The organism is Citrobacter sp. L55, assembly GCF_002850715.1.
Classification (GTDB): domain Bacteria; phylum Pseudomonadota; class Gammaproteobacteria; order Enterobacterales; family Enterobacteriaceae; genus Citrobacter; species Citrobacter braakii.
The window spans coordinates 45,962-71,329 of the sequence record NZ_KZ559407.1 but is presented as its reverse complement, the minus strand read 5'-3'; the positions used below and the strand labels follow the sequence as shown (position 1 = coordinate 71,329).

Annotated in this window: 20 protein-coding genes and 1 pseudogene; 7 read left to right on the top strand and 14 right to left on the bottom strand. The window is 53.8% G+C overall.

From position 1 onward, the window contains the following. Positions 1-38 precede the first annotated feature (38 nt). Both rapZ and npr read left to right on the top strand, forming a co-directional pair. Positions 39-893, top strand: coding sequence for an RNase adapter RapZ (gene rapZ / locus B9P82_RS18045; protein ID WP_003025085.1), 855 nt, complete (start codon positions 39-41; stop codon positions 891-893). Then, a complete protein-coding gene (gene npr / locus B9P82_RS18040) occupies positions 890-1,162 on the top strand; it encodes a PTS phosphocarrier protein NPr (protein ID WP_003828770.1) in 273 nt (90 codons plus the stop codon). The genes rapZ and npr overlap by 4 nt, the downstream gene beginning before the upstream one ends. An 86-nt stretch (positions 1,163-1,248) precedes the next feature. Here npr and mtgA read toward each other — a convergent pair whose 3' ends face one another. From mtgA to B9P82_RS18020, 4 genes and pseudogenes are all read right to left on the bottom strand, one after another. Further along, positions 1,249-1,968, bottom strand: coding sequence for a monofunctional biosynthetic peptidoglycan transglycosylase (mtgA, locus tag B9P82_RS18035; protein WP_101700719.1), 720 nt, complete (start codon positions 1,966-1,968; stop codon positions 1,249-1,251). Further along, the gene (gene elbB / locus B9P82_RS18030; protein ID WP_016154692.1) at positions 1,965-2,618 is read right to left on the bottom strand and encodes an isoprenoid biosynthesis glyoxalase ElbB; all 654 of its coding nucleotides are present in this window, start codon (positions 2,616-2,618) and stop codon (positions 1,965-1,967) included. The genes mtgA and elbB overlap by 4 nt, the downstream gene beginning before the upstream one ends. Positions 2,619-2,847: 229 nt before the next feature. Then, on the bottom strand, positions 2,848-5,184 hold the full coding sequence (gene arcB / locus B9P82_RS18025) for an aerobic respiration two-component sensor histidine kinase ArcB (protein WP_019077790.1): 2,337 nt from the start codon (positions 5,182-5,184) through the stop codon (positions 2,848-2,850). Between the two features lie 167 nt (positions 5,185-5,351). After that, a pseudogene (locus B9P82_RS18020) lies at positions 5,352-6,280 on the bottom strand (TIGR01212 family radical SAM protein). 684 nt (positions 6,281-6,964) lie between these two features. Here B9P82_RS18020 and gltB point away from each other — a divergent pair. The 4 genes from gltB to B9P82_RS17985 all read left to right on the top strand — a co-directional run bounded on the left by gltB (position 6,965) and on the right by B9P82_RS17985 (position 15,562). Next, entirely contained in the window at positions 6,965-11,425 is a 4,461-nt protein-coding gene (gene gltB, locus B9P82_RS18005; protein WP_049040924.1) for a glutamate synthase large subunit, read from the top strand. Between the two features lie 12 nt (positions 11,426-11,437). After that, positions 11,438-12,856, top strand: a complete 1,419-nt coding sequence (locus B9P82_RS18000) for a glutamate synthase small subunit (RefSeq protein ID WP_047358526.1) — start codon at positions 11,438-11,440, stop codon at positions 12,854-12,856. A 185-nt stretch (positions 12,857-13,041) separates the two neighbouring features. Continuing rightward, positions 13,042-14,292, top strand: a complete 1,251-nt coding sequence (codB, locus tag B9P82_RS17990; protein ID WP_016154697.1) for a cytosine permease — start codon at positions 13,042-13,044, stop codon at positions 14,290-14,292. Then, the gene (locus tag B9P82_RS17985) at positions 14,282-15,562 is read left to right on the top strand and encodes a cytosine deaminase (protein ID WP_047358528.1); all 1,281 of its coding nucleotides are present in this window, start codon (positions 14,282-14,284) and stop codon (positions 15,560-15,562) included. Before codB ends, B9P82_RS17985 begins: the two co-directional genes overlap by 11 nt. Positions 15,563-15,622: 60 nt before the next feature. On the opposite strand, the gene nanQ is transcribed toward B9P82_RS17985, so the two are convergent. The 6 genes from nanQ to nanR all read right to left on the bottom strand — a co-directional run bounded on the left by nanQ (position 15,623) and on the right by nanR (position 21,122). Beyond that, positions 15,623-16,090, bottom strand: a complete 468-nt coding sequence (gene nanQ / locus B9P82_RS17980; protein ID WP_047358529.1) for an N-acetylneuraminate anomerase — start codon at positions 16,088-16,090, stop codon at positions 15,623-15,625. Positions 16,091-16,092: 2 nt separating this feature from the next. Further along, positions 16,093-16,962 carry an N-acetylmannosamine kinase gene (gene nanK / locus B9P82_RS17975; RefSeq protein WP_101700717.1) on the bottom strand — a complete coding sequence of 290 codons (870 nt, stop codon included), beginning with the start codon at positions 16,960-16,962 and terminating at the stop codon, positions 16,093-16,095. Next, positions 16,959-17,648: an N-acetylmannosamine-6-phosphate 2-epimerase gene (locus B9P82_RS17970; protein ID WP_019077794.1), complete on the bottom strand. Its 690-nt coding sequence runs from the start codon at positions 17,646-17,648 to the stop codon at positions 16,959-16,961. Before B9P82_RS17970 ends, nanK begins: the two co-directional genes overlap by 4 nt. 47 nt (positions 17,649-17,695) lie before the next feature. Further along, positions 17,696-19,186, bottom strand: coding sequence for a sialic acid transporter NanT (gene nanT, locus B9P82_RS17965; protein WP_016154702.1), 1,491 nt, complete (start codon positions 19,184-19,186; stop codon positions 17,696-17,698). 116 nt (positions 19,187-19,302) lie between these two features. Beyond that, on the bottom strand, positions 19,303-20,196 hold the full coding sequence (nanA, locus tag B9P82_RS17960; RefSeq protein WP_101700716.1) for an N-acetylneuraminate lyase: 894 nt from the start codon (positions 20,194-20,196) through the stop codon (positions 19,303-19,305). A 134-nt stretch (positions 20,197-20,330) separates the two neighbouring features. Further along, the gene (gene nanR, locus B9P82_RS17955) at positions 20,331-21,122 is read right to left on the bottom strand and encodes a transcriptional regulator NanR (RefSeq protein ID WP_016154704.1); all 792 of its coding nucleotides are present in this window, start codon (positions 21,120-21,122) and stop codon (positions 20,331-20,333) included. Between the two features lie 359 nt (positions 21,123-21,481). Between nanR and dcuC the strand changes: the two genes are divergently transcribed. Then, positions 21,482-22,849, top strand: coding sequence for an anaerobic C4-dicarboxylate transporter DcuC (gene dcuC, locus B9P82_RS17950; RefSeq protein ID WP_019077796.1), 1,368 nt, complete (start codon positions 21,482-21,484; stop codon positions 22,847-22,849). A 43-nt stretch (positions 22,850-22,892) separates the two neighbouring features. Here the strand turns inward: dcuC and sspB are convergent, their stop codons facing one another. From sspB to rplM, 4 genes are all read right to left on the bottom strand, one after another. After that, on the bottom strand, positions 22,893-23,396 hold the full coding sequence (gene sspB, locus B9P82_RS17945) for a ClpXP protease specificity-enhancing factor (protein ID WP_047358534.1): 504 nt from the start codon (positions 23,394-23,396) through the stop codon (positions 22,893-22,895). Positions 23,397-23,401: 5 nt separating this feature from the next. Beyond that, positions 23,402-24,040 carry a stringent starvation protein SspA gene (gene sspA, locus B9P82_RS17940; protein WP_003025132.1) on the bottom strand — a complete coding sequence of 213 codons (639 nt, stop codon included), beginning with the start codon at positions 24,038-24,040 and terminating at the stop codon, positions 23,402-23,404. 316 nt (positions 24,041-24,356) lie between these two features. Continuing rightward, positions 24,357-24,749 (bottom strand): 30S ribosomal protein S9, encoded by a 393-nt coding sequence (gene rpsI, locus B9P82_RS17925; protein WP_003025138.1) that lies wholly within the window; start codon positions 24,747-24,749, stop codon positions 24,357-24,359. Positions 24,750-24,764: 15 nt separating this feature from the next. Continuing rightward, positions 24,765-25,193, bottom strand: a complete 429-nt coding sequence (gene rplM, locus B9P82_RS17920; protein ID WP_003025141.1) for a 50S ribosomal protein L13 — start codon at positions 25,191-25,193, stop codon at positions 24,765-24,767. Between the last annotated feature and the right edge of the window lie 175 nt (positions 25,194-25,368).

The window sequence follows — 25,368 nt, the reverse complement described above, 5'->3', positions numbered from 1 at the left end:
ATGGCATCCTTTTTTGTCGTTGTGAGGAGAAACAGTACATGGTACTGATGATCGTCAGCGGTCGTTCGGGGTCAGGAAAATCTGTCGCCCTGCGAGCGCTGGAAGATATGGGTTTTTACTGCGTGGATAACCTTCCCGTAGTGCTGTTGCCCGATCTGGCTCGTACTCTGGCCGATCGCCAGATTTCTGCGGCCGTCAGCATTGATGTGCGCAACATGCCTGAGTCCCCAGAGATTTTCGAGCAGGCAATGAACAATCTGCCTGAAGGCTTCTCACCACAGTTGCTGTTCCTTGACGCCGATCGTAACACCCTGATTCGCCGCTACAGCGACACGCGTCGCCTGCATCCTCTTTCCAGCAAGAACTTATCTCTGGAGAGCGCTATCGATAAGGAAAGCGATTTGCTGGAGCCGCTGCGCTCTCGTGCTGACCTGATCGTGGATACCTCCGAAATGTCCGTGCACGAACTGGCGGAAATGTTGCGTACCCGCCTGCTGGGCAAGCGTGAACGCGAGTTGACGATGGTATTCGAATCCTTTGGTTTCAAACACGGTATCCCAATTGACGCGGATTACGTCTTTGACGTGCGTTTCCTGCCTAACCCGCACTGGGATCCGAAGCTGCGCCCGATGACCGGTCTTGACCGCCCCGTCGCCGCCTTTCTTGACAGGCACACAGAAGTACACAATTTTATCTACCAGACTCGCAGCTATCTTGAGCTATGGTTACCCATGCTGGAGACCAACAACCGCAGCTACCTCACCGTAGCTATCGGCTGTACCGGCGGGAAACACCGTTCGGTGTATATTGCAGAGCAGCTGGCAGACTACTTCCGCTCACGCGGTAAAAACGTACAGTCACGCCATCGTACGCTGGAAAAACGTAAATCATGACCGTGAAGCAAACTGTTGAAATCACGAATAAGCTGGGTATGCATGCTCGCCCAGCCATGAAACTGTTTGAATTGATGCAGGGTTTTGAAGCAGAAGTTTTGCTGCGTAATGATGAAGGAACGGAAGCCGAGGCAAACAGTGTTATCGCTCTGCTGATGCTGGATTCCGCCAAAGGGCGTCAGATAGAAGTTGAAGCCACGGGTCCACAGGAAGTGGAAGCCCTGGCAGCGGTGATTGCCCTGTTTAATTCAGGATTTGATGAAGATTAGTCGAGTAACTGAAGCGCTGCGCTCATCAGGCCTACACGGCAACGTCACACTCCCGTAGGCCGGATCCGTATCCGGCAATAAACCCATTAATACAGCTTATTTTCCCGCATAAACGACTCACCGCCTAGCTGGCGCATTTGGCGCATAATCCACGCCTGACGGCTACGTACATAACCAGAAGGCGCATTCGCTTTAAAACGCAAAGGATTGGGTAATACCGCAGCCAGCAAGGCCGCTTCAGACAGACTCAGCCGACTGGCTGGCTTATGGAAATAGCGCTGCGCCGCTGCCTCCACGCCGAAAACCCCATCACCAAACTCAGCAATATTCAGGTAAACGGTCAGAATACGCTTCTTGCTCCAGACGGTTTCCATACCCAGCGTTAGCCCGGCTTCGAAACCTTTACGCACCCAGCTACGTCCATCCCACAGAAAGAGGTTTTTTGCCGTCTGTTGCGATAACGTCGACGCCCCGCGAATACGGTTTTCATTACGTTCGTTGTGCGCCAGCGCTTTCTCTATGGCGGAAACATCGAATCCCCAGTGCTCGGGAAACTTCTGGTCCTCCGCGGCGATCACCGCCAGTCCCATCCACGGAGAGATCTCATCCATGCTCACCCAGTCTGAGTGCGCCACATAACCGAAATCACCGGACAGCCATGCGCTCAGTTGCCGCTCGACCATCACGGCAGAGAAAGGGACTGGCATCACGCTGAAAAGTGCGATGCCCCCGCCCCAGAATACGGCGAGGACAACGACCGCCCGCAGAAAGATACGTCGCAGAAAGGCGGTAACTCCTTTTCTCATTCAGCCAGCACCAGCACACGTGATACCAGTTTATCGATACCACTCGCAGCCTGAGCGATGTCCTGCGCCAGCATATAGGCGGGAGTGGTGACGATTTTGTTGTCTTCATCAACGACAATGTCATCAACCGGACAAGGCACATGTTCTGCGCCCATCTCTTCCAGCACCTCTGCCGTATCAATATCAGTACCGATGGTCAGACGCAGCGGAAAGTCAAAAATTTTAGGTAACATGGCAGGCGCAATGCACATAAATCCCAGCGGCTTACCCGCCTGATGCATAGCCACCGCCAGCGCAGCTAAGTCGCTATCAACCCGGCACTCACTGCCCTGGCTGGCAAAATTGCTCAGATTTTTGGCCGCGCCAAACCCGCCTGGCACGATCAACGCATCCAGTTCCGTTGAGACAGCCTGAGCAAGTGGGCGAATATCACCGCGTGTTATACGGGCGGCTTCAATCAGCACATTACGCGTTTCCTGCATCGGCTCGCCGGTCAGATGATTAATCACATCCGCTTGTTGTTTATCCGGTGCGAAACAGACAGCCTGAGCGCCGTTGCGGGCAATCGCCAGAAGCGTGAGAACAGTTTCATGGATCTCTGCGCCGTCATACACGCCACATCCGCTGAGCACTACACCCACTTTTTTCATCGTGATACTCCTTTCTCAACTGGCTGAAACATATTAGTTATTATGATTTAAATGCTACGCTTCACACATTTAACTGATTCATGTAACAAATTATTTAAGATTTGCTATCTTAACTGCGTGCGGCCTGAAAATTAGGGCTGCGCCCTTGTAAACAATGATAATAATTTACGGCGCAGCCACGATTTCCCTGGTGTTGGCGCAGTATTCGCGCACCCCGGTCAAGCCGGGGTCATTTTTTTTCCGCGCTCGCCACCCAGGCCTTCAATACCGCCACGTCGTGCTGCCACTCCTGCTTCATCTCTTCAATCCATTCAGCAACATTATCTTCCCAGGCTGGAAGATCTGGCGACTGGATTTGCTGACCTAACTGTTGCAGGTGGCGCAGCCCCACGGAACCTGCCGCGCCTTTAATTTTATGGCCTTCCTCAACAACGCCTTTTTTATCCCGTGCGGTCAGATTGGACTCCAGCACGCTCAAATATCCCGGCATCATCTTCTCAAACACCGCCAGCCCGTCGGTTATTAACTTCGGTCCCACCAGCTCGAGGTATTGTTCCAACATAGGAATATCTAACAGCGCTTGCGATTTACTGCTCTCTTCAGATGTCACAGTGCTCTCCTCTTTGTTTCGGGTATCCCAGTATTTTTTGATCATGGCGGTTAACGCCGGAACCGACAGCGGCTTACTCAGCACGTCGTCCATTCCCGCGTCCAGATACTCTTTTTTATCTTTCAGAACGTTGGCGGTAAGCGCAACCAGCGGCGGCAGGTCCTCACGGGCGTATTTTTGCGTCAGCTCGCGCGAGATATCCAGACCGGTCATATCCGGTAGCTGAATATCCAGCAGCACCAGGTCATATTCGCCCGGCGTGAACATTTCCAGCGCGGCTTTCCCGGTCATGGCGACATCCACGCTGTTGCCCAGTTTTTCCAGCACTGAACGCGCGACAATAACGTTCAGTTCGATATCTTCCACCAGCAGCACATTCAGGGCTGGCAGCGGCATGTCGTCGTCTTCAAAGGCGTCTTCAATCTCTTCCGCTACCGCAGGCGCATGCACGGTCAGCGTAAAGATGGAGCCTTTGCCAGCCTGGCTGGAGACCGTAATATCACCGCCCATGTTTTTCGCCAGACGCTTCGATACGGCCAGACCAATCCCGGTTCCCGTTGCCGGTTTGCCGCCATTGCTGTCCTTCACCTGATAATACATGGCGAAGATTTTATCTTGCTCATCCTGCGGAATACCGATCCCGGAATCTTCAACTTCGAAATGCAGTATATTCCCCTGGTCATAGCGCGCCCGCACGGTTACCTGCCCCTGCTGGGTAAACTTCACGGCGTTGCTGATCAGATTCCACAGAATCTGGCGCAAACGCGTGCCGTCGGTAATGACCTTATGCGGCAGTGGTAACGTCGGCTCAAGTACAAAACGCAGCCCTTTTTGCTGCGCCTGCAGGCCAGAGAGGTTTTCCAGATCCGCCATAAAGCTGGTGAAATCGATCGGCTGGTTATCGAGCTGAACTTTACGTCGCTCCATTTTATCCATGTCGATAATATCGTTGAAAATATTCCCCAGCGTCACGGCAGAGACGTGGATTGTTTTCAGGTATTTTTCCTGCTCAGCGGTCAGATCCGTATCCAGCAGGATCCGGCTTAAGCCGACAATGCCGTTAAGCGGGGTGCGCAGTTCGTGGCTGATGGTAGAAATGAAGGTGGTCTTATCGCGGCTGGCGCGCTCTAACGCATCCTGATAACGCTTACGCTCGGTAATATCGCGCCCAAAACCCATCAGACCATGCCGCTTACCTACGCGGTCATAGTAAGGTACTTTGCGAATTTCAAAGCAGGCTTTGCGCCCGTCAGGATAGTCCAGCCACTGTTCGTAGGTGAGCGAGACGTTATGACGGAACACCTTCTCGTCGGTTTCAATGACCTTTTCTGCCGCCTCAGGGGAGTAAACATCAGCCGGTTTTAAATTCACCAACTGCTTTTCGCTCTTGCCGGTCAGCAGTTCCATGGCACGGTTACAGCCGGAAAATTCTTTATCTTCATTACGATAAAAAACCAGATCCGGCGAGGCATCAAGGAAAGAGCGTAAAAAGGAAGACTGCTGCTCAAGCTGAATCTGCGCTTCTTCGCGCTCTTTGATTTCAACCTTCAACTGCTCGAACGTATCCTGGCGCTCCGCTTCGGCTTTTTCGCGCTCAACAATTTCCTGATTAAGCTGGGCAATATTATCTTTTAACTGCACATTGAGCTTGAGATCGCGCTCGCGCATCTCTTCCAGCTTTTGTACCAGTCGTGACAAGCGTTGCCGGGACTCTTCCAGTTGCTCCACCACCACTGACAGAAAATAGACGGCCCAGGGGGTAATTAACAGACCAAAAAAGATAGAGCGGATAACATCAATGCTTTCTACCTGGCCATGCAGCACCATGGTGACAGCCATCTGCACCACAATCGCCAACACGACCAGCGCCAGCGCCAATAACAGCGAAAAGCGCACCAGACCCAATTTCATCATCAGGTCGACGTAATATTGCGCCAGCATACGGATTTGCTTCATAGAGGGTTCCTTCACGACAACTTGGCACAATAATACTCAATTCTCAGCGTGACGTTGAAGATTGTGCAAGAAATGCGGAGGTTATCGGTGAAATGACCGAGGAGAGATTCAACGTGGGCCTGATAAGCGTAGCGTCATCAGGCAAGCAGGCGCAGATTGCCGGATGGTTAGCTCCCAGGCTGAATCCACGGAGTGCCAAGCGCAGAGCCTTGAACACCATGAGCATTGAGATAGCGATCCAGTTCGACCATCCCGGTCCAGCGGTTTTCACACCATAGCGGAGCCAACAGCATTGGGCGACGCGCGCTGGCAGAGATTCGGTGATAAATCACCTCTGGCGGCGTATGGCGGATCATCTCCCCGGCGGTAACCGTGTAGTCATCCAGTTCAATTCCGTTCAGCCGTCCAGCTTCCCAGGCCTTTGCCATCGTACTGCCTTTCACAATATGCAGCGGATGCAGCTTAATACCGTCAACGCCCGTCTCCACCACACGTTCCATGGTTTGCAGACAGTCTGCCTGTCCTTCTCCCGGCAGGCCAACAATCAGGTGTGAGCACACTTTCAGCCCGCGCTCGCGCGCCAGCCGCGTGGTGTTCTGATAGCAGGCAAAATCATGGCCGCGGTTATCCGGTGCAGAGTTTTGTCATGCGCAGTTTGCAGACCGAGCTCCAGCCATACCTCATAGCCGAGGTCTTTATACTCACAAAGCAGATCGAGTACCGCATCCGGCACGCAATCGGGGCGCGTCCCAACGCATAACCCGACGATGTTGGCCTGGCTGACCGCCTGTTGATACATCGAACGCAGCACCTGTACTTCCGCAAAGGTGCTGGTATAAGCCTGGAAATAGGCCAGATAGCGTCTGGCGCGATTGACCAACTGCGCCTGATGCTCAAGCTGCTCGGCAATTGAATGGTGCTGCTGTGCTTCATCGGCAAACGAGGCGACATTACAGAAAGTACATCCGCCGCGTCCGATGGTGCCATCACGGTTTGGACAGCTAAATCCGCCGTGCAGCGTGAGTTTATGAACCTTTTGCCCATAACGGCGAGAAAGATCCCCACCAAACATATTGACTAATTTCTGTAACTGCATAATCTGGTAGACCGCGCCTTGAAAAGAGGCCAAAGCCTGCCATTTTTTGCCCCAGTCGGCGATGACCTGGATCAATCGCCCTGGCGAGCCTTTATTTATTGCATAACAAATCAAAATAATCGAAATTCCATTCACTCAAAATATAATTACTTTTCCTTATATCCAGCTGTTTTTTTTATCTTCTTATACTCTCAGCGTAAAAACAGTATCTTTAAGACGCCAAAACTCTAAAAACCAGCATAAAATGCCAAGTATATCGATAAACAAAGGGAGGACGAGAGATATCCGGCCTCTCTTACAGTGAGACAGATCACACTTCCCAGGGCATCCTCCTCAGGTTATATCAATGTATAAAACCCTTTTATTTCAATATTTTCATAAAGTTAATTGCCCAATAGCACATTTTTGCATAAATAAGATTGCCATTTGACCTGTGTGTGGATTCCCGATAACTTGGAAATCCGCTGGAAGCTTTCTGGATGAGCAGTCTGCTCATCATATTTATGCAGTAATTGAGATTCCCTCTGAAGCAAGTCCTCAAACTTGTTTGACCTGTGCGAAAAGGATAAAGAGGGCGAATGCGAGGTAAGCGTATGACACGCAAACCCCGTCGCCATGCTCTTGGTGTGCCCGTGCGCAACGGTCCAGATGGGAATCCCGCAGAGCCTGGGGAGGTTCACTGATATGTTGTACGATAAATCCCTTGAGAGGGATAACTGTGGTTTCGGCCTGATCGCCCACATAGAAGGCGAACCTAGCCACAAGGTAGTGCGTACCGCCATACACGCACTGGCCCGCATGCAGCACCGTGGCGCAATTCTTGCCGATGGAAAAACCGGCGATGGTTGCGGCCTGCTGTTACAAAAACCTGACCGCTTTTTCCGCATCGTAGCGCAAGAGCGCGGCTGGCGTTTAGCCAAAAACTACGCCGTCGGCATGATCTTTTTAAATAAAGACGCTGAGCTGGCAGCGGCTTCTCGTCGCATTGTAGAAGAAGAATTACAGCAGGAGACCCTGTCGATTGTCGGCTGGCGCGACGTGCCGACTAACGAAGGTGTTCTCGGTGAAATTGCGCTCTCCTCCCTGCCTCGTATCGAGCAAATTTTTGTTAATGCCCCTGCGGGCTGGCGTCCGCGTGATATGGAGCGTCGCCTGTTCATCGCGCGCCGTCGTATCGAAAAACGCCTCCAGGAAGATAAAGACTTCTACGTCTGTAGCTTGTCGAACCTGGTCAATATCTATAAAGGTCTGTGTATGCCGGCGGATCTGCCGCGCTTTTACCTGGACCTGGCGGACCTGCGTCTGGAATCGGCCATCTGCCTGTTCCACCAGCGCTTCTCCACCAACACCGTACCACGCTGGCCGCTGGCGCAACCGTTTCGCTACCTGGCGCACAATGGTGAAATCAACACCATCACCGGCAACCGCCAGTGGGCGCGCGCTCGTACCTATAAATTCCAGACGCCACTGATCCCTGATCTGCACGACGCCGCACCGTTCGTTAACGAAACCGGCTCCGACTCCAGCTCGATGGATAACATGCTGGAACTGCTGCTGGCTGGTGGGATGGATATCATCCGCGCCATGCGTCTACTGGTGCCGCCGGCCTGGCAGAACAACCCAGATATGGACCCGGAGCTGCGCGCGTTCTTCGACTTTAACTCCATGCACATGGAGCCGTGGGATGGTCCGGCGGGTATCGTTATGTCCGACGGTCGCTTTGCCGCCTGTAACCTTGACCGCAACGGCCTGCGTCCGGCGCGCTACGTCATCACCAAAGACAAGCTGATTACCTGCGCTTCTGAAGTCGGGATCTGGGATTATCAGCCGGATGAAGTGGTTGAGAAAGGTCGCGTCGGCCCTGGGGAGCTGATGGTTATCGATACCCGCAGCGGGCGCATTCTGCATTCGGCTGAAACCGATGACGATCTGAAAAGCCGCCACCCCTACAAAGAGTGGATGGAGAAGAACGTCCGCCGTCTGGTGCCTTTCGAAGACCTGGCTGACGATCAGGTCGGCAGCCGTGAACTGGACGATGACACCCTCGCCAGCTACCAGAAACAGTTTAACTACAGCGCTGAAGAGCTGGATTCCGTTATCCGCGTGCTCGGTGAAAATGGTCAGGAAGCGGTCGGTTCAATGGGTGATGATACCCCGTTTGCCGTGCTCTCCAGCCAGCCGCGCATCATTTATGACTACTTCCGCCAGCAGTTTGCCCAGGTCACCAACCCGCCGATCGACCCGCTGCGTGAAGCGCACGTCATGTCGCTGGCCACCAGCATCGGTCGTGAGATGAACGTCTTCTGCGAAGCCGAAGGTCAGGCGCACCGTCTGAGCTTTAAGTCGCCGATCCTGCTGTACTCCGATTTCACCCAGCTCACCACCATGAAAGAGGAGCATTATCGCGCTGACCGACTGGATATCACCTTCGACGTGACCGAAACCACGCTCGAAGAGACCGTCAAAGCATTGTGCGATAAGGCTGAACAGATGGTGCGTAACGGCACGGTGCTGCTGGTGCTCTCTGACCGTAATATCGCAAAAAACCGCTTGCCGGTTCCGGCACCGATGGCCGTTGGCGCAGTACAAACACGTCTGGTAGAACAAAGCCTGCGTTGCGATGCCAACATCATCGTTGAAACCGCCAGCGCCCGTGACCCGCACCATTTTGCCGTTCTGCTCGGTTTTGGCGCGACGGCCATTTATCCGTATCTGGCGTATGAAACGCTGGGACGTCTGATCGACACTCAGGCGATTGCCAAAGATTACCGGACCGTGATGCTGAACTACCGTAACGGCATCAACAAGGGTCTGTACAAAATCATGTCCAAAATGGGCATCTCGACCATCGCCTCTTACCGCTGCTCGAAGCTGTTTGAAGCCGTTGGTCTGCACGATGATGTTGTGGCTTTATGCTTCCAGGGCGTGGTCAGTCGCATCAGCGGCGCGGGTTTTACCGACTTCCAGCAGGATCTGCTGAACCTCTCCAAACATGCCTGGCTGGCGCGTAAGCCTATCAGCCAGGGCGGTTTGCTGAAGTACGTTCACGGCGGCGAATACCACGCCTACAACCCGGACGTGGTGCGCACGCTGCAACAGGCAGTACAAAGCGGCGAGTACAGCGACTATCAGGAATATGCAAAGCTGGTCAATGAGCGTCCGGCGGCCACGCTGCGCGATCTGCTGGCGATTACACCTGGCGATGAAGCCGTAAGCATTAGCGAAGTAGAACCCGCAACCGAACTGTTTAAACGCTTTGATACCGCAGCGATGTCTATCGGGGCATTAAGCCCGGAAGCACACGAGGCGCTGGCCGAAGCCATGAACAGCATCGGCGGTAACTCGAACTCCGGTGAAGGCGGCGAAGATCCGGCGCGCTACGGCACTAACAAGGTGTCGCGCATTAAGCAGGTGGCTTCCGGTCGCTTTGGCGTAACCCCAGCGTACCTGGTCAATGCTGATGTCATTCAGATTAAAGTCGCTCAAGGCGCGAAGCCGGGCGAAGGCGGTCAGTTACCGGGTGATAAAGTCACCCCGTACATCGCCAAACTGCGTTATTCGGTGCCGGGCGTGACGCTGATCTCCCCACCGCCGCACCACGATATCTACTCTATCGAGGACTTAGCGCAGCTGATTTTCGACCTGAAACAGGTCAACCCGAAAGCGATGATCTCGGTGAAGCTGGTTTCTGAACCAGGCGTCGGTACCATCGCCACCGGCGTGGCGAAAGCCTATGCGGATCTAATTACCATTGCCGGCTACGATGGCGGTACCGGTGCAAGTCCGCTCTCCTCAGTGAAATATGCGGGCTGCCCGTGGGAACTCGGTCTGGTGGAAACCCAGCAGGCGCTGGTGGCTAACGGTTTGCGTCACAAGATCCGTCTGCAGGTCGATGGCGGTCTGAAAACCGGCGTCGATATCATTAAAGCGGCAATTTTGGGTGCAGAAAGCTTCGGTTTCGGCACCGGCCCCATGGTCGCGCTGGGCTGTAAATACCTGCGTATTTGCCATCTGAACAACTGCGCAACCGGCGTGGCAACTCAGGATGACAAACTGCGTAAGAACCACTATCACGGCCTGCCGTTCAAAGTGACTAACTACTTTGAATTTATCGCCCGCGAAACTCGCGAGCTGATGGCGCAACTGGGCGTGAAACGTCTGGTGGATCTGATTGGTCGTACCGACCTGCTCAAAGAGCTGGAAGGGTTTACCGCCAAGCAGCAGAAACTGGAGCTGTCTCGTCTGCTGGAAACCGCTGAACCGCATCCAGGTAAAGCGCTGCATTGCACTGAAAACAATCCGCCGTTTGATAACGGCGTGCTGAACGCCCAGCTGTTACAGCAGGCGAAACCGTTTGTCGATGAGCGCCAGAGCAAAACCTTCTGGTTCGATATCCGCAACACCGACCGTTCCGTCGGCGCATCGCTGTCGGGCTATATCGCTCAGACGCACGGCGATCAGGGGCTGGCATCTGACCCGATTAAAGCGCACTTCAGCGGTACCGCAGGCCAGAGCTTCGGCGTGTGGAACGCGGGCGGCGTGGAGCTGTATCTGACAGGCGATGCCAACGACTATGTCGGTAAAGGCATGGCGGGCGGCCTGCTGGCAGTGCGTCCTCCGGTTGGCTCTGCTTTCCGTAGCCATGAGGCGAGCATCATTGGTAACACCTGCCTGTATGGTGCTACCGGTGGCCGCCTATTTGCTGCGGGTCGTGCGGGTGAGCGTTTTGCGGTGCGTAACTCCGGCGCTATTACCGTGGTTGAAGGTATTGGCGACAACGGCTGTGAATATATGACCGGCGGCATCGTGTGTATTCTCGGCAAAACCGGCGTCAACTTCGGTGCGGGCATGACCGGCGGATTCGCCTACGTGCTCGACGAAGACGGTGAATTCCGCAAACGCGTGAACCCGGAACTGGTAGAAGTACTGAGCGTGGACTCGCTGGCTATTCATGAGGAACACCTGCGCGGTCTGATTACCGAGCACGTACAACATACCGGTTCTTCACACGGCGAAGAGATCCTGGCGAACTGGCCAGCATTCTCGGCGAAATTCGCGCTGGTAAAACCGAAATCCAGTGATGTGAAAGCACTGTTGGGTCACCGTAGTCGTAGCGCAGCAGAGCTGCGTGTGCAGGCGCAGTAAGGGGTAGCAGCAATGAGTCAGAACGTATACCAATTTATCGACCTGCAGCGCGTTGATCCACCGAAGAAACCGCTGAAGATCCGTAAGATCGAATTTATCGAGATCTACGAGCCGTTTTCTGAAGGCCAGGCCAAAGCACAGGCAGATCGCTGTCTTTCCTGCGGCAACCCGTACTGCGAGTGGAAGTGCCCGGTACATAACTACATCCCGAACTGGCTTAAGCTGGCGAATGAGGGACGTATTTTTGAAGCGGCAGAACTGTCGCACCAGACTAACACTCTGCCGGAAGTCTGTGGCCGAGTGTGCCCGCAGGATCGTCTTTGTGAAGGATCCTGCACGCTAAACGATGAGTTCGGTGCGGTGACTATCGGCAACATAGAGCGCTATATCAACGATAAAGCGTTCGAGATGGGCTGGCGTCCGGATATGACTGGCGTTCGCCAGACGGACAAGCGCGTGGCGATCATCGGTGCAGGTCCGGCGGGCCTGGCCTGTGCTGATGTGCTGACCCGCAACGGCGTGAAGGCGGTGGTATTTGACCGCCACCCGGAAATCGGCGGTCTGCTGACCTTCGGGATCCCGGCATTCAAGCTGGAGAAAGAGGTCATGACCCGTCGCCGTGAAATCTTCACCGATATGGGTATTGAGTTCAAACTAAACGTGGAAGTGGGCCGCGACGTGCAGCTCAACGATCTGCTGAAGGATTACGATGCCGTGTTCCTTGGCGTAGGTACCTATCAGTCGATGCGCGGTGGGCTGGAAAACGAAGACGCTTCCGGCGTATTTGATGCCCTGCCGTTCCTGATCGCCAATACCAAACAGTTGATGGGATTTGGCGAAAGCAGTGACGAGCCGTACATCAGCATGGAAGGCAAACGCGTCGTTGTTCTCGGCGGTGGCGATACCGCGATGGACTGCGTGCGGACCTCGGTTCGCCAGAACGCGGCACACGTAATCTGCGCCTATCGCCGCGACGAAGAGAACATGCCGGGTTCCAAACGCGAGGTGAAAAACGCGCGTGAAGAAGGCGTCGAGTTCCAGTTCAACGTCCAGCCTTTAGGCGTGGAAGTGAATGCCAACGGTAAAGTGTGCGGCGTGAAAATGGCGCGCACCGAAATGGGCGAACCGGATGCGAAGGGGCGTCGCCGCGCGGAGATCGTCGCCGGTTCCGAGCACGTTGTTCCAGCTGATGCGGTGGTACTGGCGTTTGGCTTCCGCCCGCACAGTATGGAGTGGCTGAAAGAGCACAGCGTCGAGCTGGATTCTCAGGGCCGTATTATTGCTCCGGAACGCAGCGATAACGCCTTCCAGACCAGCAACCCAAAAATCTTCGCTGGTGGCGACATCGTGCGTGGTTCGGATCTTGTAGTCACCGCGATTGCCGAAGGTCGTAAAGCGGCAGACGGTATCCTGAACTACCTGGAAGTGTAAGTAAGCGTCCTCTGGCATCTCATCTTCAAACGCTGATGAGATGCCAGATTCCTCGCAATACCCCTGCCCCCTCCCCTCTATCAACACCGTGAAAGAGAACTAAAAAAACATACGGAAACGTTTGCTTTATTCTGAGAACTGTATATTATGCGGCGGATTTTTTGGGCAAAATTCATGGAGGCGTTGTGTCGCAGGACAACAATTATAGCCAGGGCCCCGTCCCTCTGGCGGCGCGGAAGGGCGTGATTCCACTAACGTTTGTCATGTTGGGACTCACATTTTTTTCCGCCAGTATGTGGACCGGTGGCACACTCGGTACCGGTCTTTCCTATAATGATTTCTTCCTTGCAGTTCTCTTCGGTAATCTTCTCCTCGGTATTTACACTGCATTTCTCGGTTTTATCGGCGCAAAAACAGGGCTCTCAACCCACCTTCTGGCACGTTACTCATTTGGTTTGAAAGGTTCATGGCTTCCCTCACTGCTCTTAGGCGGTACACAGGTAGGCTGGTTTGGCGTTGGTGTGGCCATGTTTGCTATCCCGGTTGGCAAAGCGACGGGGATTGACGTCAATGTTCTGATTGCGGTTTCCGGTCTGTTGATGACCCTGACTATCTTTTTTGGCATCTCGGCGCTGACCGTTTTATCTATCATCGCCGTACCTGCCATCGTCGTTCTTGGCAGCTACTCCGTCTGGCTGGCGGTGAGCGATGTCGGCGGTTTAGACCATTTAAAAGCGATAGTGCCGCAGACACCGCTGAATTTCTCCACCGCACTGGCGCTGGTGGTCGGCTCATTTATCAGCGCAGGCACGTTAACCGCCGACTTTGTCCGCTTTGGCCGCAACGCCAAAGGTGCGGTACTGATTGCCATGGTGGCATTTTTCCTTGGCAACTCGTTGATGTTTATCTTCGGCGCTGCGGGTGCCGCCGCTGTTGGACAGGCGGACATCTCTGACGTAATGATTGCTCAGGGCCTGCTGCTGCCCGCAATTGTGGTTCTCGGCCTGAATATCTGGACCACCAACGACAATGCGCTCTACGCTTCAGGTTTGGGATTTGCCAATATTACCGGCCTTTCCAGCCGTTCGTTGTCGGTGGCTAACGGTATTATCGGCACACTGTGCGCACTGTGGCTTTACAATAACTTTGTCGGTTGGCTGACATTTTTGTCGGCAGCGATTCCTCCAATTGGTGGAGTGATTATCGCCGACTATCTGCTGAACCATCGCCGATATGCCGACTTCAGCAAAGCACAATTTATTTCCGTAAACTGGATAGCTATCCTGTCCGTTGCACTGGGCATTGCCGCCGGTCACTATATTCCCGGTATCGTGCCCGTCAACGCCGTACTCGGCGGCGTATTCAGCTATATCCTGCTGAACCCACTTTTCAATCGCAGCCTTGCTAAATCACCAGAGGTCAGCCATGCAGAATAATAACATCACCATTCGTCAGGCGCGTTTACAGGGACGCGAAGGATTGTGGCAGCTCACGGTTGAAAACGGACGCTTCAGCCGAATTGAGGCTCAGGACGCCGTTACGTTGCCGCAGGGGGAAGTGCTTGATGCCGAAGGTGGCCTGGCAATCCCACCGTTCGTTGAGCCACATATCCACCTGGATACCACGCAAACCGCGGGGGAGCCGAGCTGGAACCAGTCTGGTACGTTATTTGAAGGCATTGAGCGCTGGGCCGAACGTAAGGCAATGCTCACTCACGATGACGTGAAAGCGCGCGCCATGCAGACTCTTAAGTGGCAGATGGCCAACGGCATCCAGTATGTCCGCACTCACGTTGACGTTTCCGACCCAACGCTGACCGCGCTGAAAGCCATGCTGGAGGTGAAGCAAGAAGTCGCTCCGTGGGTAGAGCTACAGATTGTCGCGTTCCCGCAAGAGGGCATTCTTTCTTATCCCAACGGTGAAGCGTTATTAGAGGAGGCCGTGCGTTTGGGGGCCGACGTCATTGGCGCTATCCCCCACTTTGAATTTACGCGTGAATATGGCGTGGAGTCGTTGCACAAAATTTTCGCCCTCGCGCAAAAATACGACAGACTTATCGACGTGCACTGTGACGAAATTGACGATGAGCAATCACGCTTTGTTGAAACCGTCGCGGCGCTGGCCCATCGCGACAATATGGGCGAGCGCGTGACCGCCAGCCATACTACGGCAATGCACTCCTATAACGGCGCGTATGCTTCCCGTCTTTTCCGCCTGTTGAAAATGTCCGGCATTAACTTTGTCGCGAATCCACTGGTGAATATTCACCTGCAAGGGCGCTTTGACACGTATCCTAAACGCCGCGGCGTCACACGCGTCAAAGAGATGCTGGAGGCGGAGATCAACGTCTGCTTCGGCCATGATGACGTCTTCGATCCGTGGTATCCGCTGGGCACCGCGAATATGCTGCAGGTACTGCACATGGGGTTACATGTGTGCCAGCTGATGGGATACGGACAAATTAACGATGGCCTGAATCTGATCACCACCCACAGCGCGAAAACCCTGCACCTGCAGGACTACGGTCTGAGCGTGGGGAATTCCGCGAACCTGGTGATTTTACCGGCAGAGAATGGGTTTGACGCGGTTCGTCGCCAGACGCCTGCACGTTATTCCATTCGTCACGGGCGAATCATTGCCGAGACTGTGCCGAGCCAAACGACGCTGCATCTGACGCAGCCAGAAGCGGTGACGTTTAAGCGCTAGGTTGTAATATCCGGTGTCGGATGGCGCAAGCCTTGCCATCCGACACCGTCACTCTCATCGTCAGGTGTGTAATAAACTGGCGCGCACCTTGATCACCACCTTTTTGATGTCCATCGGAGCCTGTACCACGCAGCCCGGCTTATGCGGCTCGCCCGGCATAAAAATCACAAATCTTCCCGGCTTCAGTACCATCGCCTGCTCATCGGCAATCTGGCTACACAGCTGATAATCATCCTCCACGTGCATCTCTTCGCACTGACGAGCAGAATCAGCCATCCCGAACAGAATGCGTTCTTCACCAGATAACAGCACCTGAATATCAATGTACTCCCTGTGCAGTTCCGCTTTCTTTTGCTCCGGGCTCTGCGTTGCAAATTGCATAACATTCATAAAAATATTATCGCCCTGCAACTCGTAGCGCCCTGGCGTTTTCTCCTGCGGATTCGCCGCAACAGCCAGCGTTAACGCCTGCTGCAAGACCGGATGTAATCCGGCAGAAGGCAATGAACGCAACTCATCTGACATCATAATCAATCTCCCTGGGCCAACAGCGCGGCCCCCAGTAATCCAGCGTCATGACGGTAATGCGCCGCCCGTAATTCTACGTGGTAAGCCGAAGGCTCTTGTGCCAGATAGTTTTCCACCAGCGCCAGATACCCTTCTGCCAGCCCCACGCTGCCGCCAATCACCACAATCTGGCAATCGATCGTGGCCTTCACATCGGCGACAAGCCTTGCCAATGTACGTGCCGAACGATGGATCAACCGACTGGCCTGCTCATCACCCTGCCCGGCGCGGCTAAAAATGGTTTTTGCGTCGCATCCAGCAAGCGCGCCTTCGGCAGCCGCCGCGATCCCACGACCGGAAGCGATCGCCTCGACACAACCCACACGCCCGCAACCGCACACCGGCCCATGCGGATCAGCCAGCGTATGTCCCAGATGCCCGGCCAGACCGCCAATCCCGGTCAGCAGCTTCCCATCACTTACCACCCCGCCGCCTACACCGGTGGAGACTGTGATAAACACCATATCGCGGTACTCGCCGCCAAGCGCATGATACTCAGCCCACGCCGCGGCCTGCGCGTCATTGACTGCCAGCGTCGGCAAAGCGGTGAGATCTTTTAGCGTTTGCACCAGAGGAAAATGCAGCAGCCCGCCGAGGTTGTGCGGGTTCAGCGCCAGTAGAGAACCGTCGCGGATAATCCCCGTTGAGGCGATCGCCACCCGCGTTGCCTGCCCCTGTAGCGGCGCAACCAGTGCTTGTAACGCGGTACGCAGAGCATCCGGTGTTTTGCTGGCGGGCGTCGGCAATTCATGACGCTCTTGAATTTGCAGGCTGCTGTCTACCAGTGCGACAGCCAGTTTGGTGCCGCCAATATCAATCGACAGCGTGGTCATAGCACCGCCTTTTTAAGCGCTGTGTTGTACCACTGGCAAATGTGCTCCAGCCGGGTAATGGCTGAGCCGACTGTCACCGCCCATGCGCCATGACGCATCGCCTCAGCGGCCTGCGCTGGCGTGTTGTAACGCCCTTCAGCAATCACCCGACAACCCGCGTCACTTAAAGACTTCACCAGAGCCAGATCCGGCTCTTCGGGCGTTTCTGGCGTGGTATAACCAGAAAGGGTAGTGCCAATGATTTCGGCACCGAGTTTCTGGCAGGCCATGCCATCCGCCATGGACGAACAGTCAGCCATCGCAAGGCGTTGGTGATGATGAATACGTGCCAGTAAGGTTTCTACAGGTACCGGACGTACGCGATCGGTACCGTCGATGGCGATGATGTCAGCGCCTGCCTGCGCTAACGCATCAACATCCTCGAGATATGCGGTGATGCGAACCGGAGAGTCATCAAGGTCACGTTTGAGAATGCCGATAATCGGCACCGAAACTACCGCCCTGGTCGCTTTCAGGTTTTCCACCCCTTCAATGCGTAACGCCACCGCGCCAGCCTGTTCTGCGGCCAGCGCCATCGCCGCAACAATTTCCGGTTTATCTAACGGGCTGTCAGGAACAGGCTGGCAGGAGACAATCAGCCCGCCGTTCGCGGCAATCTTGATATCCAGTTGTTCAAGTAACGACATGCTTATTCCCTTATGACTATTGCCCGGCGCAGGACCGGGCAAACGGATTAACTTTTGGATTTCACCATGGTGCTTTTGTCGCCGCCGAACGGCACGGCCCCGCTAAACGGTTTGCCATCAATGGCATCATGCGTACGCAATGCTTCAGGCCGCAGCCAGCGCTGTACGCGAGACGGCATATCGAGACCAATCAGCAGGATCACCACAAATGTCAGGCCGAAAGAGAGCGATCCCAACGCGGTGCCCAGATCCAGTCGTTGGGCAATCAGCGCACCGATGATCGGTGCCAGCGCCCCGCCCAGTGCACCCACGTTGTAGGTGAAGCCCAGACCCGCCGCACGCTGGTCGGTATCGAAATAGCCGCCAATCAGTTTTGGTAAGATCCCGGAGATCCCCTGACCGAGCATTTGCTGGAAAAACAGCAGTAAACCCAGTACCCAGACGTTTGAGCCGCCAATCGCAAACACTGGAATAATCAGCAACTGCGAAGCCAGCAGACTGCAGACATAGGCCTTACGCGTGCCCAGCCAGTCGCCAAGAAAACCACCGACGCAACAACCGACCGCCGCGCCAAAGCCGCTAAAGAAGAGCACCCTGGCGACAGTGGAAGGGTCATACAGCAGTTCAGTTTTCAGATAGGTTGGCAGCAGCGCCTGAATCGGCCACGAGTAAAGGAAGGCAAACAGCACAACCACCATCAGCATGACGCCCGTCGGCCAGCGTTTCCCGCTGCTTTGCACCATAAAACTAATGAAGATAAACGCGCATATCAGGCCAAGGACCGCCACGATAGCCGCATTTTGCAGGTTGCCTGCAAAGCAGAACCACAGCGCGGTTGCGGCGGCGAGAGTCATCACAATATTGATAACCCGATGTTCGCCCCGGTAGAGAATGTCCACCATCGTGCGTACCGGCGCTTTGCCTTCGTGTTTCTCTTTCCAGTCTTCCGCTTCCGGAATATTTTTACGCAGCCAGAGGGCGAAGATAATCGGCAAAATGCCGATGAAGAACAGCGCGCGCCATCCCCAGACCGGGACCACCAGGCTGTAGACCTGGGCGGCGATCACTGCGCCTACAGAGAAGCCGGAAATCAGGAAGCCGCTGGCTTTGTTTCGCAGGTGCCTGGGCCAGCTTTCAATAACATAAGTTGCGCTGGAGCCGTACTCACCAGCCATCCCCATACCGATAACCAGGCGGGCGATAAACATGGTGGTGTAGCCCGGCGCGAAGCCGCAGGCCAGCGTCCCCACAGAGAACAGAATGATACTGGTGACCATCGCCAGGCGGCGTCCATAACGGTCGCCCATCGCTCCCAGCATTAACCCACCAAACCAGCGGGAGATAAAAGCAGCCGAAATCAGACTGGCCGCTTGTACCGTCGTCAGTCCGAATTCGCCTTGTACTTCCGTCAGCACAAGGGCGATTAATACAAAATCAAAACCATCAAGCAAATATCCCAGCCAGGCGGCAGAAAATGCCCGCCATTGTGCCCGATTGAGATGGCGATACCACGGGATGCTCTGGGTAGAAGTACTCATTTTACTCTCCCGACGATCTTTATTTTCGTTGTGGTGCCGGATGGCGGATTCGCCTTATCCGGCCTACGAGTCTTGTTTTTGCAGGCCGGATAAGCATTGTGCTATCCGGCGTCCGATCAGTCGCGTTCCAGCATTAATTGCTGGGCCAGCGCTTTCAGTTCCGGCAGATATTGTTCATCTACCGGGGCAAATGGTTTACGGCACAGCGGAACAGAAACCACGTCCATATAGTGCAATACCGTCTTCAGGCCGCGGAACACGCCAACCTTAATGAGCAGATCGATAACCTTATTGCACTCGGTTTGCAGCTTTTGCGCCGTCCGGATGTCGCCTTCTTTGAGCGCTTTCACAATTCCCAGATAACGCCATCCCATAATGTTGTAAGTGCTACCGATACCGCTATCAGCGCCCGCCAGCAGACCAGAAGCGAAGATCTCGTCATAACCGTTATAAAGCACCAGATCGGGGTGAGCGCGGCGGATCTGTTCCATCTGATAGAGATCGCCTGAGGTTTGCTTCAGCGCGCCAACGCCCGGCAACGTCACCAGCGTGTTGATTTGATCCAGCGTCAGTTTTACGCCGCTCAGCGCCGGGATGTTATAGACCACCATCGGCAAGCCATCAGCGGAATCAATAATTCCACGGTAGTGATCGCAGTGCTCTTCAAAGCTGAACGGATAGTAAAACGGTGTGACGGCTGAAACCGCATCAAAGCCGTAGCGATGCGCGGCACTCGCCAGCTGTTGGCTCTCTTCGGTACTCACTGTGCCAACGTGAGCGATCAGCGTCACCTTGCCTTTCGCTTCTTCGGCAACAATTTCCAGTACCTGCTCTCTCTCAACGCGGTTTTGGACAAATGCCTCACCCGTAGACCCACCGACATAGAGCCCGTCGATCCCTTGCCCAATGTTGAAACGCACCAGGCGGCGCAGGCTCTCAATGTCCAGTCGCTGTTGGCTATCGAATGGGGTTAACAACGCTGGCATTACGCCTTTTAAATCTCTTGCCATAGCTACCTCTGATGATGATTAGTGTTATCTGACTGCATACCTTTATACCTGTTATACCAGATCAAATAAGCAGCAATACAATACAGAACGCTTATAGTGCGATCTGTCTCACTAAACGATCGTCAGGATCGCGATTACTTACGCAATTTTTTACTTTTGCTGAAGGCGTGCCAGGTAGCGGAAACGCTGTTGAGATGTTCTTGCAGTGCGCGGTCAGCTTCCTCAGGGTCGCGCTGACGAATCGCGTCCACAATAGCGATATGCTGCTGATAACTCACGTTATTGTGCTCATACAACTCTTGGTCGGCTACGGTCGGACGGGCGGCAATCAGCCAGTCTAACAGCGCAACATGGATAGCCATAAAGATGGGATTGCCCGGGATCTCCGCCAGTATGCGATGAAAATCAACGTCCGAGCGAATGAACAGCGTATTGTCATCGAGTGACTGGCTGTTGATCTCCAGTGCTTTCGCCAGTCTGTCGATTTGCTCATCCGTCGCATGTTCTGCGGCGTATCGAACCAGGCTGGATTCAAAGAACAGTCGCAGCTGTTCGAAGTGGGCAATGCCGCCGGGATGCGCGAGGAAATCTTTCGCCATACCGGACAGCTCGCTGATAATGGTATCAGCTGAAGGACGCGAAACGCGGGCGCGCTCGCCATTGTTGATTTGCACCAGACCTTTGCGTTTTAACGCTGCCAGCGCTTCTCGTACAGAAGGACGGCCCACGTTAAAGAAGGCCATCAGTTCCCGCTCAGACGGTAACTGTTCGCCCTCGCCAAATTCCCGACGACGAATCATCTGCTCCAGTTCTTCTTCAACCATTTCAGACAGCTTTTTACGCGCCAGCGGGCGGTTGCGTAAGCTACGGCCAATGGTGGATGGAGAGTCTTCAGCTTGCGAATCAAATGCGTTCATAGGGCCCATTCAGCTAAGTCGTGGTGACAAATAACAGCGGGTTTATCCTAACACAGGATCGAAAGCAGGGTGAAATGATGGTCAATCAGACTGTCGGGCTTATTGGCGGTCTAACGCATCCGGATATTTTGTTACGCTAAAACATTCAGCTTATCTTTAATTGAAAACAATCATATTCGCTTCGTGAAATTTATGAATATGAACGTGATAAATTATCATAACCATCTATTTTATAACGATAAATAATTTAAACATCGAATTAAAAATAAGATATTCACTCCATAAAAATCGCCCGAAAAAATATAACATCCGTTTGGACAACAGCGTTATTACCGGATTTATCTTCTTCTCTGGCATGGAGTGAAACAATGTTCGGCATCATTATCTCTGTCATCGTTTTATTAACGATGGGTTACCTGATCCTCAAAAACTACAAACCGCAGGTAGTGCTGGCAGCCGCGGGGATCTTCCTGATGATCTGCGGCGTCTGGCTAGGCTACGGTGCGCTGGTCGCTAACGACAAGAGCAGCGGCTATCTACTGGTCGATATTTACAACGAAATTCTGCGTATGCTTTCCAATCGGGCGGCCGGACTAGGGTTATCAATCATGGCAGTAGGTGGTTATGCCCGTTATATGGACAGGATGGGGGCCAGCAGAGCGATGGTTAGCCTGTTAAGCCGCCCGCTTAAGCTAATCCGCTCACCCTATGTTGTTCTTGCCGCCACCTATGTGATTGGTCAGATCATGGCGCAGTTCATCACCAGCGCTTCCGGGTTAGGCATGCTGCTGATGGTGACGCTGTTCCCGACGCTGGTCAGTCTTGGCGTGAGCCGTTTATCCGCGGTGGCGGTCATTGCCACTTCAATGTCAATTGAATGGGGCATTCTGGAAACCAACTCTATTTTTGCCGCGCAGGTGGCGGGCATGAAAATCGCTACCTACTTCTTTCACTATCAGTTACCCGTCGCATCGTGCGTTATCGTCGCCGTCGCTATTGCACATTTTTTCGTTCAGCGGCAGTTTGATAAAAAAGCATTCCCGGAAAGCAACGGATTCGCTGAACAAAAGACGCTGGAAAACGTGCCACCTCTCTATTACGCCATTCTACCCGTCATGCCGTTGCTTCTGATGTTGGGCTCGCTTGCCCTGGCACATATGGGGTTAATGAAAACAGAGCTGAATCTGGTGGTGGTCATGCTGATGAGCATGACGCTGACGATGTTTGTCGAGTTCCTGCATAAACATAATCTGCGCGAAACGATGGATGACGTGCAGGCCTTCTTTGATGGCATGGGAACCCAGTTTGCCAACGTTGTCACGCTGGTGGTCGCCGGTGAGATCTTTGCGAAAGGGTTGACGACTATCGGGACTGTCGACGCCGTAATAAAAGGTGCAGAGCATTCCGGCCTTGGCGGTATCGGCGTGATGATCATCATGGCCGTGGTCATTGCCGCCTGTGCGATTGTCATGGGGTCAGGTAACGCGCCGTTTATGTCTTTTGCCAGCCTGATTCCAGATATTGCCGCCGGACTACATATTCCTGCGGTAGTGATGATTATGCCGATGCATTTTGCTACTACGCTGGCCCGGGCGGTATCCCCCATTACAGCGGTCATTGTGGTGACATCAGGTATTGCGGGCGTATCGCCCTTTGAAGTGGTAAAACGTACGGCCATTCCGATGGCGGTGGGATTTGTGGTCAATATGATAGCCACCATCACGCTGTTTTACTGATCCCGAAGGCAGAAAACAGAACAGGCCCCAAAGGGCCTGTTTTTTATTTCACTACGCGTAGCGCTGGACGCCCACCGCGAGGCGGCGGCGGAGTGTCATCCGGATCGTTGTCGTCGCCATTGTCAGGCTTATCGCCATCAATGACCGACATGACCGTTTCACTTTCAAAACCAGTTGCGTCGTTGTCGTCATCATTTAAGCTGGCGACATCTTCGTCGTAGGCGGCCTCCGGCTCGAACATAGTACCGGCGCCATTTTCACGAGCATAAATTGCCAGAACTGCCGCCAGCGGTACAGAAACCTGACGCGGCACACCACCGAAGCGCGCGTTAAAGCGCACTTCATCGTTAGCCAGTTCCAGGTTACCCACCGCACGCGGTGCGATATTCAGAACAATTTGCCCATCACGCGCATATTCCATAGGAACCTGCACGTCCTGAAGCGTCACATCCACCACCAGGTGCGGCGTAAGCTGGTTGTCTAACAACCACTCATAGAATGCGCGCAGCAGATACGGACGGCGTGGTGTTAGCTGTGGCAAATCCATACAGGTTAACCCCGGCCCAGACGCATTTCACGTTCAGGCTCAGTCAGAGAAGCCAGGAAAGAATCACGTTCAAAGACGCGAGTCATGTACCCTTTCAGTTCTTTCGAACCTGCACCGTTGAATTCAATGCCCAGCTGCGGTAAACGCCACAGCAGCGGCGCCAGGTAGCAGTCTACCAGGCTGAACTCGTCGCTCAGGAAGTAAGGTTTCTGGCCAAATACTGGTGCAATTGCCAGCAGTTCTTCACGCAGACGCTTACGCGCGACTTCGGCTTCAGAAGCAGAACCGTTCACGATGACGTTCATCAGCGTGTACCAGTCTTTTTCAATACGCTGCATGTACAGGCGGCTTTCACCACGCGCAACCGGGTAAACCGGCATCAGCGGCGGATGCGGGAAGCGCTCATCCAGGTATTCCATAATGATGCGAGATTCCCACAGGGTCAGCTCACGATCCACCAGTGTCGGTACGCTCTGATTCGGGTTGAGGTCGATCAGATCCTGCGGTGGATTGTCCTTCTCCACATGCTCAATCTCGAAACTAACACCTTTCTCAGCCAGCACAATGCGGACCTGATGGCTATAGATGTCAGTAGGACCAGAAAACAGCGTCATTACCGAACGTTTGTTGGCAGCGACAGCCATGAAAACCTCCAGGTATATTCAGAATTTTTACTGCTACCAGCCACTAAGTGGCCAGCCAGAAGTGATGTCACCCATATTCGGGAAAGCCATTACTGTTCAAAATACAAACAAAAAATGAACGATACCGGACATTTGGGCAGAAAATTGGATGATAGTTTACCAGATTTTGTGACCTTTGTGGTGAGTCGATTCTTGAAATGGGGAAAAAGAGGTGGCAATCAGCGGATTACCGTGGTTATACGGAGAGCAGTAACGATAAAAAAACCCGCCGAAGCGGGTTTTTTCGCAAATTGTTGTCTGCCGAAGCAGAGTACAATTAACGTTTGGAGAACTGAGGACGACGACGTGCTTTACGCAGACCGACTTTCTTACGTTCAACCTGACGAGCATCACGGGTAACGAAGCCAGCTTTACGCAGTTCGCCACGCAGGGATTCGTCGTACTCCATCAGAGCGCGGGTGATACCGTGACGGATCGCACCAGCCTGACCAGAGATACCACCACCTTTAACAGTGATGTACAGATCCAGTTTCTCAACCATGTCGACCAGTTCCAGCGGCTGACGAACTACCATGCGGGCAGTTTCACGACCGAAGTACTGTTCCAGAGAACGTTGGTTGATTACGATTTTACCACTGCCCGGTTTGATGAAAACGCGAGCTGCGGAACTTTTGCGGCGACCAGTGCCGTAGTATTGATTTTCAGCCATTGCCTATAATCCCGATTAGATGTCAAGAACTTGCGGTTGCTGTGCCGCGTGGTTGTGCTCGTTGCCAGCGTAAACTTTCAGTTTACGGAACATAGCACGACCCAGCGGGCCTTTTGGCAGCATGCCTTTAACCGCGATTTCAAGCACACGCTCAGGACGGCGAGCAATCATCTCTTCAAAGGTCGCTTGTTTGATACCGCCGATGTGACCGGTGTGGTGATAGTACACTTTGTCAGTACGCTTGTTGCCAGTTACAGCAACTTTGTCAGCGTTCAGAACGATGATGTAATCACCGGTATCTACGTGCGGAGTATATTCCGCTTTGTGCTTACCGCGCAGGCGCAGAGCCAGTTCGGAAGCCAGACGGCCCAGAGTTTTACCGGTCGCGTCAACAACATACCAGTCGCGTTTTACGGTTTCTGGTTTAGCTGTAAAAGTTTTCATTAAAAGCTTACCCAAATAAATAAGTTACACGTTGGTGAACACCCAAACGTTTTGTCAGTTGAGGTTCACACGACATTGTCCAGCAAACCTACCCCTTCGAATAGCCTATGCCGGCGCATAGAAAGTTTTGGGAAAAAAACTCTCTCGTAACGTGGGGTCGCAAGATTATAGAGAA

Excerpts from the sequence above, each read along its gene's own strand:
- rapZ (WP_003025085.1), top strand. The coding sequence starts at position 39 with ATGGTACTGATGATCGTCAGCGGTCGTTCGGGGTCAGGAAAATCTGTC.
- rplM (WP_003025141.1), bottom strand. The coding sequence starts at position 25,193 with ATGAAAACTTTTACAGCTAAACCAGAAACCGTAAAACGCGACTGGTAT.
- B9P82_RS17970 (WP_019077794.1), bottom strand. The coding sequence starts at position 17,648 with ATGTCGTTACTTGAACAACTGGATATCAAGATTGCCGCGAACGGCGGG.
- nanT (WP_016154702.1), bottom strand. The coding sequence starts at position 19,186 with ATGAGTACTTCTACCCAGAGCATCCCGTGGTATCGCCATCTCAATCGG.
- nanQ (WP_047358529.1), bottom strand. The coding sequence starts at position 16,090 with ATGATGTCAGATGAGTTGCGTTCATTGCCTTCTGCCGGATTACATCCG.
- sspB (WP_047358534.1), bottom strand. The coding sequence starts at position 23,396 with ATGGATTTGCCACAGCTAACACCACGCCGTCCGTATCTGCTGCGCGCA.
- arcB (WP_019077790.1), bottom strand. The coding sequence starts at position 5,184 with ATGAAGCAAATCCGTATGCTGGCGCAATATTACGTCGACCTGATGATG.
- gltB (WP_049040924.1), top strand. The coding sequence starts at position 6,965 with ATGTTGTACGATAAATCCCTTGAGAGGGATAACTGTGGTTTCGGCCTG.
- elbB (WP_016154692.1), bottom strand. The coding sequence starts at position 2,618 with ATGAAAAAAGTGGGTGTAGTGCTCAGCGGATGTGGCGTGTATGACGGC.
- B9P82_RS18000 (WP_047358526.1), top strand. The coding sequence starts at position 11,438 with ATGAGTCAGAACGTATACCAATTTATCGACCTGCAGCGCGTTGATCCA.
- npr (WP_003828770.1), top strand. The coding sequence starts at position 890 with ATGACCGTGAAGCAAACTGTTGAAATCACGAATAAGCTGGGTATGCAT.
- nanK (WP_101700717.1), bottom strand. The coding sequence starts at position 16,962 with ATGACCACGCTGTCGATTGATATTGGCGGCACCAAACTGGCTGTCGCA.
- rpsI (WP_003025138.1), bottom strand. The coding sequence starts at position 24,749 with ATGGCTGAAAATCAATACTACGGCACTGGTCGCCGCAAAAGTTCCGCA.
- mtgA (WP_101700719.1), bottom strand. The coding sequence starts at position 1,968 with ATGAGAAAAGGAGTTACCGCCTTTCTGCGACGTATCTTTCTGCGGGCG.
- dcuC (WP_019077796.1), top strand. The coding sequence starts at position 21,482 with ATGTTCGGCATCATTATCTCTGTCATCGTTTTATTAACGATGGGTTAC.
- nanR (WP_016154704.1), bottom strand. The coding sequence starts at position 21,122 with ATGGGCCCTATGAACGCATTTGATTCGCAAGCTGAAGACTCTCCATCC.
- nanA (WP_101700716.1), bottom strand. The coding sequence starts at position 20,196 with ATGGCAAGAGATTTAAAAGGCGTAATGCCAGCGTTGTTAACCCCATTC.
- sspA (WP_003025132.1), bottom strand. The coding sequence starts at position 24,040 with ATGGCTGTCGCTGCCAACAAACGTTCGGTAATGACGCTGTTTTCTGGT.
- B9P82_RS17985 (WP_047358528.1), top strand. The coding sequence starts at position 14,282 with ATGCAGAATAATAACATCACCATTCGTCAGGCGCGTTTACAGGGACGC.